Genomic DNA, 6,629 nt, shown 5'->3' on the forward strand with positions numbered 1-6,629 from the left:
GTTCGGTGGGTTCGGGGCGTTCTGTGTGGCTCGCCAACGACAACTCCCCGCGGCAGGTCGTCCTTTCGGGGCGTGCGGACGCCGTCGCCGAGGTGGAGCGGAGGTTCGCCGAACAGGGGATGACCGTAAGGCGGTTGAAGGCGTCCGGTGCCTTCCACAGTCCCCTGATGGGCGACGCGGGCGAGCCGTTCGCGGCGTTCCTGAGGGAGCTGGACCTCAGCCCGCCGAAGACCGACGTGTACGGCAACGCCGACGCCGAGCCGTACCCACGGGACGTGGAACAGCTGCGGGAGCGCCTGGCCGGGCATCTGCTGTCCCCGGTGCGCTTCACCGACGGGATCGAGGCGATGTACGCGGCGGGCGTGCGCACGTTCGTCGAGGTCGGGGCGGGCGCCACGCTCACCGGACTGGCCGGGGAGATCCTCGGTGACCGCGCCCACCTGGCGGTGAGCCTGGACCGGAACGGCCTCAACGGCGTCACGGCGTTCCAGCAGGCCCTCGGCGCGCTCGTGGTCGCGGGTGTCGCGGTGGACCTGGAGAACCTCTGGACGCCGTACGGCACGGCCGGTCGCGATGACCGGAAACCGCCGCCCCGGATGGCCGTACGGATCTCCGGGGTCAACCACGGCAGGCCCTACCCGCCACCCGGGGGAGCGGAGGCGCTGCCCGCGCCGGTTCCGGCCGAGGCGGCGTCGAACGGTGGCGTGGTGAACCCGCCGCCGACGGTTCCGCCCGTGGGGGACGTGATGCCGTCGCCGCCTCCGCCGGTGGCAGCCGCGTCCGCGCACGCGCCCGCGGCGGACGCGGCACCTGCCGACGCCTGGCTGCGGGCCTTCCAGGAAACGCAGCGTCAGACGGCCGAGGCCCACGCGGAGTTCCAGCGGACCATGGCCGAGAGCCACGCGATGTTCCTGAGGGCGGCCGAGGCCTCGTCCCTCGGCCTGGTCGGTCCGGCGGGCCCGACGGCCCTGGAGGGTGCCGGGACACCGGCGCCGCTTCCCGCCCCCGTGTTCGCACCGCACCCGCTTGCCGAGGCGCCCGTGGCGCTTCCGGAGGAGCGTGTCCCACTCCCGGAGCGCGCACCCGATGCCACGCCGCCGACCGCTCCGACGGCTCCGACCGCTCCGGCCCCAGAGCCGCCCGCGCCCGCGCCGATGCCCGCGGCCTCCGCGGAGGTGGACGTGGAGTCGCTGCTCATGGAGGTGGTCGCGGAGAAGACGGGGTTCCCGGTCGGGATCCTGGAGTCCTGGATGGACATGGAGGCCGATCTGGGGATCGACTCCATCAAGCGCGTGCAGATCCTGTCCGTGCTGCGGGACCGTGTCCCTTCCCTCGCCTCGGTCGAGGCGGGCGAGCTCACTCCGCTGCGCACGCTGCGCGAGATCGCCGACAAGCTGTGCCGAACCGAGGACACGGCGGCCGAAGCCGCTGCCGAAGCGGTCTCCGCGGAGGTGGACGTGGAGTCGCTGCTCATGGAGGTGGTCGCGGAGAAGACGGGGTTCCCGGCCGACATCCTCGACCCCCGGATGGACATGGAGGCGGACCTGGGGATCGACTCCATCAAGCGCGTGCAGATCCTGTCCGTGCTGCGGGACCGTGTCCCTTCCCTCGCCTCGGTCGAGGCCGGTGAGCTCGCTCCGCTGCGCACGCTGGAGGAGATCGCCGGCAGACTGCGCCAGGCCGGCGGCCCCGACGTCGTACGCCATCCTGCCGTGCCGCCGCGCGAGGACGATGCCGCTCCTCCGCCACGGCTCGCCCGTACGGTCAGCAGGATGGTGCCCGCGCCCCCGCCGGGTCTGGAACTGGCAGGCCTGCGGGACGGGCCCCTGGTCATCACCGACGAGGGCACCGGGGTGGCGCGGCGACTGGTGGAGAGGCTGCGCGATCACGGGATACGGGCCACCACGGCGGCGGAGACCGACGAGGACAGCCATGGCATGGTGCTGCTGACCGGCCTGCGCCCCGCGCCCTCGCCCGAGGAGGCGACCGCGGTCAACCACGAGGCCTTCCGCGTCGTACGGTCCGCCGCGCGGCACATCGCCGCCCGGGGCGGGTTCCTCGTCGTCGTCCAGGACACCGGGGGCGACTTCGGGCTCGGCGGCGGGCACGGTCACCGGGCCTGGCTCGGCGGACTCGCGGGCCTCGCCAGGACGGCCGCGAAGGAGTGGCCCGAGGCCCGGGTCAAGGCGGTCGACTGCGAGCGTGGCGACCGCGACGCGGACGCCCTCGCCGGCGTCATCGCCGCCGAACTCCTCCAGGGAGGATCGGCCTCCGACATAGGACTGCGCGCCGACGGAACACGCCACGCGCTGAGGGATGTTCCCGAGCCCGAAGGGGGACCGGGGCACGCCGACGGCCCCGGTCACCCCGGTCACCCCGGTCACCCCGGGCACGCCCGGCAGCGCGGACCGGTGGGGCCGCTGGGGCCCGATTCGGTGATCGTGGCGACCGGCGGCGCCCGGGGTGTCACAGGGCTGGCGCTGCGCGCCCTGGCCGAGGAACACCTGCCGTCCATCGTGCTCCTCGGCCGTAGCGAACTCACCGACGAACCACCCGGGTTGAGTGGCGCCAGGGACGAGAAGGAGCTCAAGAGCCTGCTCGCCGACCAGGCCCGCCACCACCGGGACGGAGTCGGTGGCGACCGGGCTGGTGGCGACCGGGCTGGTGGCGACCGGGCTGGTGCGGGGAAGCCGCCGAGCCCGGCCGCACTCGGCGCCCTGGCCGCCCGCGTGCTGGCGGTCCGCGAGATCCGGGCGACGCTCGACGCCATCGAGGCCGCGGGAGCCCGGGCCCTCTACCTGTCGGTGGACACGCGGGACGAGCGGGCCCTGGCCCGGGCGCTCGACACGGCTCGTGAGGAGTTCGGGCCGATCAGCGGCATCGTCCACGGCGCCGGAGTACTGGCGGACAGCCGTCTGTCCGAGAAGAGCGACGAGCAGTTCGACGCGGTCTTCGACACCAAGGTCGAGGGCCTGCGGGCCCTGCTCGCCGCCACCGCGGACGACCCGCTCGACATGGTCTGCGTGTTCTCCTCGGTCGCCGGGCGCTACGGCAACACCGGCCAGGGCGACTACGCCATGGCGAACGAGGTGCTCGCCCAGGTCGCCTCCACGGTCGCCGCGGACCACCCGGACCGCCTGGTGAGGTCGATCGCCTGGGGGCCCTGGGACGGCGGCATGGTGGGCCCGGAACTGCGCGAGCACTTCCGCGGCCGCGGAGTGTCGCTCATCCCGCCGGAGGCGGGCGCACGAGCCCTCGTGCGAGAACTGAACACCGTCTCCGACCCCGGCGCGGGCTCCGACTCCGGCTCCGGTCCGACCCGGGTCACCCTCACCGCGGGCGATCCGTCCACCTCGCTGGGGGAGCCCGGGCCCGGTGGGACCGCCGGCGAGGTGTCCGGTGACATCGAGGTGAGCGCCCGCTCCCACCCCTATCTGGCGGACCACGCCATCGCCGGGATCCCCGTGGTGCCGATGGCACTCGTCACCGAGTGGTTCCTCGGCGCGGCCCGCGTCTGGCGCCCCGACGCGCCCGGATTCGTCCTGCGCGATCTGGAGGTGCTCAGCCGGATCGCGCTATCCGCCTTCGCCGACGGGGGCCACCGGCTCGAGGTCCGGGGACGGCCCGTCCCGGGCGCGCAGTCGCGGCTCCTCGCCCTGGAACTCACCGGTGACGGCGCCCAGCCGCACTACCGGACGACGGTCGAGGCCATGACGGAACCGCCGCTCCCCAGCCGCCTCCGGCCGCTGCCCCCGCACGACGACGACCGGTCGGCGGCGGAGACCTACGACGGTCACGTGCTCTTCCACGGACCGGCCTTCCACGCCATCATCTCCGTGGACCGGCTCTCCGCCTCGGACGCCGAAGCCCGGGTGCGCGGCGTCCGCGCGCTGGAGTGGCCCGGCGGGGACTGGCACACGGACCCGGCCGCCGTCGACGCCGGCCTCCAACTGGCCCTGAAGTGGGCCGAGCACGCACGAGGCGGCGCCTTCCTCCCCATGGGCGCGACCGAGATCCGTACGTCGGTACGCGGCCCCGTCGGAGAGAACGCCCGGTGCCTGGTGGTCGCCGGCGAGGGCACGGGCGAGTTCGAGACCTCGTGCGACATCGTCCTGCTGGCCGACGACGGCTCGGCGCACACGGAACTCCTGGGCGTCACCCTCGTCAGGCGCCCCGACCCCGCGCCGCCCCTGGACGCCGTTCCCGCTCCGGCCCGAGCCGCGGTGGTACGGAAGTGACGGCGGCCGTGCGCTTCGAACCGATCGCCGTGGTGGGGCGAGGCTGCGTCCTGCCGGACGCCCCGGACCCGGACACGTTCTGGGACAACGTCCTCGCGGGCCGCACCAGCCTGACCGATGCCCCCGAAGGGCGGTGGCGGCTGTCCGACACCTGGGCGGTCGGGGATCCGGCCGGGGACTGCACGGACCGTACCTGGAGCCGGACCGGCGGCTATGTCAGGGACTTCCGCATCCCCGCGGACGGGTTGGACCCCGCCCTGGACCCGGTGTTCCACTGGACGCTCCACGGCGCCGGTGCGGCTCTGCGCGAAGCCGGACAGGAGCGCCTGGCGCACCGTACCGGGCTGGTGCTCGGCAACCTCTCCTTCCCCACCACCGGGATGACGGCCTACGCCGAGCACGTCTGGTTCGGCGGGCGCGGGCGCGGGGGCGCCCGGCCGGACCCCCGCAACCGCTTCATGTCGGGCCTGCCCGCCCACCTCGCCGCCCGTGAACTCGGCCTCGGACTGGGTGCCTTCGCACTGGACGCGGCCTGCGCCTCCTCGCTCTACGCGGTGGGCCTCGCCTGCCGGACGCTGCACGAGCGCCGGGCCGACGTGATGCTGGCCGGGGGAGTGAACCGCGCGGACGACCTCTTCCTGCACATCAGCTTCTGCAGCCTGGCGGCACTGAGCCGCACCGGACGGAGCCGGCCCTTTCACCGGAGGGCCGACGGGCTCGTGCCCGCCGAGGGCGCCGGCTTCGTCGCCCTGATGCGGCTGGAGGACGCGCTCACCGCCGGGGCCCCGGTCTTCGGGGTGATCCGTGGTGTCGGTCTGTCCAACGACGGGCGGGGCAGCGGACTGCTGGTCCCCTCCGCGGAGGGCCAGGAGCGGGCCATGCTCCAGGCGTACGAGGCGGCCGGGGTGCCGCCGGAGAGCGTCCGCCTGCTGGAGTGCCACGCCACCGGCACCCCCGTCGGCGACGCGGTGGAAGTACGCAGCGCGGCGCGCGTGTTCGCCGAGGCGCGCGACCTGCCCGCGGGATCGGTGAAGTCCAATGTGGGGCACCTCATCACCGCGGCGGGCGCGGCCGGGCTGCTGAAGACCCTCGGGGCGCTCCGCTCCGGGGTCCGGCCCCCGACACTGGGCGCCGAGGAACCGCTCGAAGCCCTCTCCGGAACACCGCTGCGGTTGCTCCAGGAGCCCGAGGACTGGACGGGAGTCCGGCGAGCGGCGGTCAGCTCCTTCGGCTTCGGCGGCAACAACGCCCACCTGGTCGTCGACGCCTGGACCGGCGACGACTGCGGCACCCCGGCGGTACCGGCCGCGCCCGTGGGGCAAGCGGAACCCGTGGCCGTCGTGGCCGTCGGTGCCCGGGTCGCCGACGGCCGGGATCTGGACGATCTGCGGCAGGCCCTGCTGACCGGTGCCCGCCATGGCGAGGCCCGAGCCACCGTCACCGTGGCACTGGACGGGCTGCGGTTCCCGCCCCTGGACCTGGAACACGCGCACGCCCAGCAGTTGCTGGTCCTTGAGGCCGCGCGGGAGGCCGCCTCGCGGACGAAGCTGTCCGGGGAACGGACCATGGTGCTCGTCGGCATGGGCTGTGACCCCGAGGTGGCCCGGTACGTGGCACGCTGGCGCGCCCCCGAACTGCTCGGCGCAGCCGCAGCCGGAGCCGCAGACACAGACGGAGAGGCAGACGCAGACGGAGTCGGAGAGGCAGACGCAGACGCGGGGCGCGCGGACGCGGACGTACGGACCCTGCGCGACGCCATCCAGCCACCCCAGTCCTCCTCCGCCGTCGTGGGCACGATGCCCAACGTCGTGGCCAACCGGATCAGCGCCCAACTGGGCCTCGGCGGCCCCGGTTTCACGGTCAGCGCGGAGGAGGCCTCCGGTCTGGTGGCGCTCGACCTCGGTGTCAGTGCCCTGCGCGCCGGCGACGCCGACGCCGTCCTGGTCGGCGCGGTGGACCTCTCCCACGAACCCGTTCACCAGGCGGCGTTGACGGAACTCGGCCGGCCGGCCCCGCCCGGGGACGCGGCGGTCGTCATGATCCTCAAGCGCCTGACCGACGCCCGGGTCGAGGGCGACACCGTACTGGCCGTCCTCGACCCGGAGCCGGGGGCGAACGGGGCGAATGGGGCGAACGACGCGCACGAGCCGACCGAAGCAGGAGCCGTACCGGAGACCGGGCCCGCACCGGAAGCAGGAGCCGTACCGGAGGCCGGGCCCGCACCGGGAGCAGGAACCGCATCCGAGTGGACCGTGGGTGACCCGCCCGGGACCGGTGCCGCCCCGGACCACTTCGACCCCCGCGACCTCTTCGGCCGACCCCACGCGGCTGCCGGACTGCTCGCCGTGGTGACCTCGGTGCTGGCGTTGCACCACCGGGCCGTCCCCCGCG

2 protein-coding genes are annotated in these 6,629 nt (G+C 74.6%); both read left to right on the forward strand.

The genetic code is table 11. From position 1 onward, the window contains the following. Positions 1–23 precede the first annotated feature (23 nt). Positions 24–4,238: an SDR family NAD(P)-dependent oxidoreductase gene (locus FNH04_RS38880; protein ID WP_322725120.1), complete on the forward strand. Its 4,215-nt coding sequence runs from the start codon at positions 24–26 to the stop codon at positions 4,236–4,238. Between the two features lie 8 nt (positions 4,239–4,246). After that, on the forward strand, positions 4,247–6,629 hold a 2,383-nt coding region (locus FNH04_RS38885), incomplete at its 3' end, for a beta-ketoacyl synthase N-terminal-like domain-containing protein (RefSeq protein WP_322725121.1).

The sequence above is a fragment of the Streptomyces phyllanthi genome (assembly GCF_009377205.1).
GTDB lineage: Bacteria > Actinomycetota > Actinomycetes > Streptomycetales > Streptomycetaceae > Streptomyces > Streptomyces phyllanthi.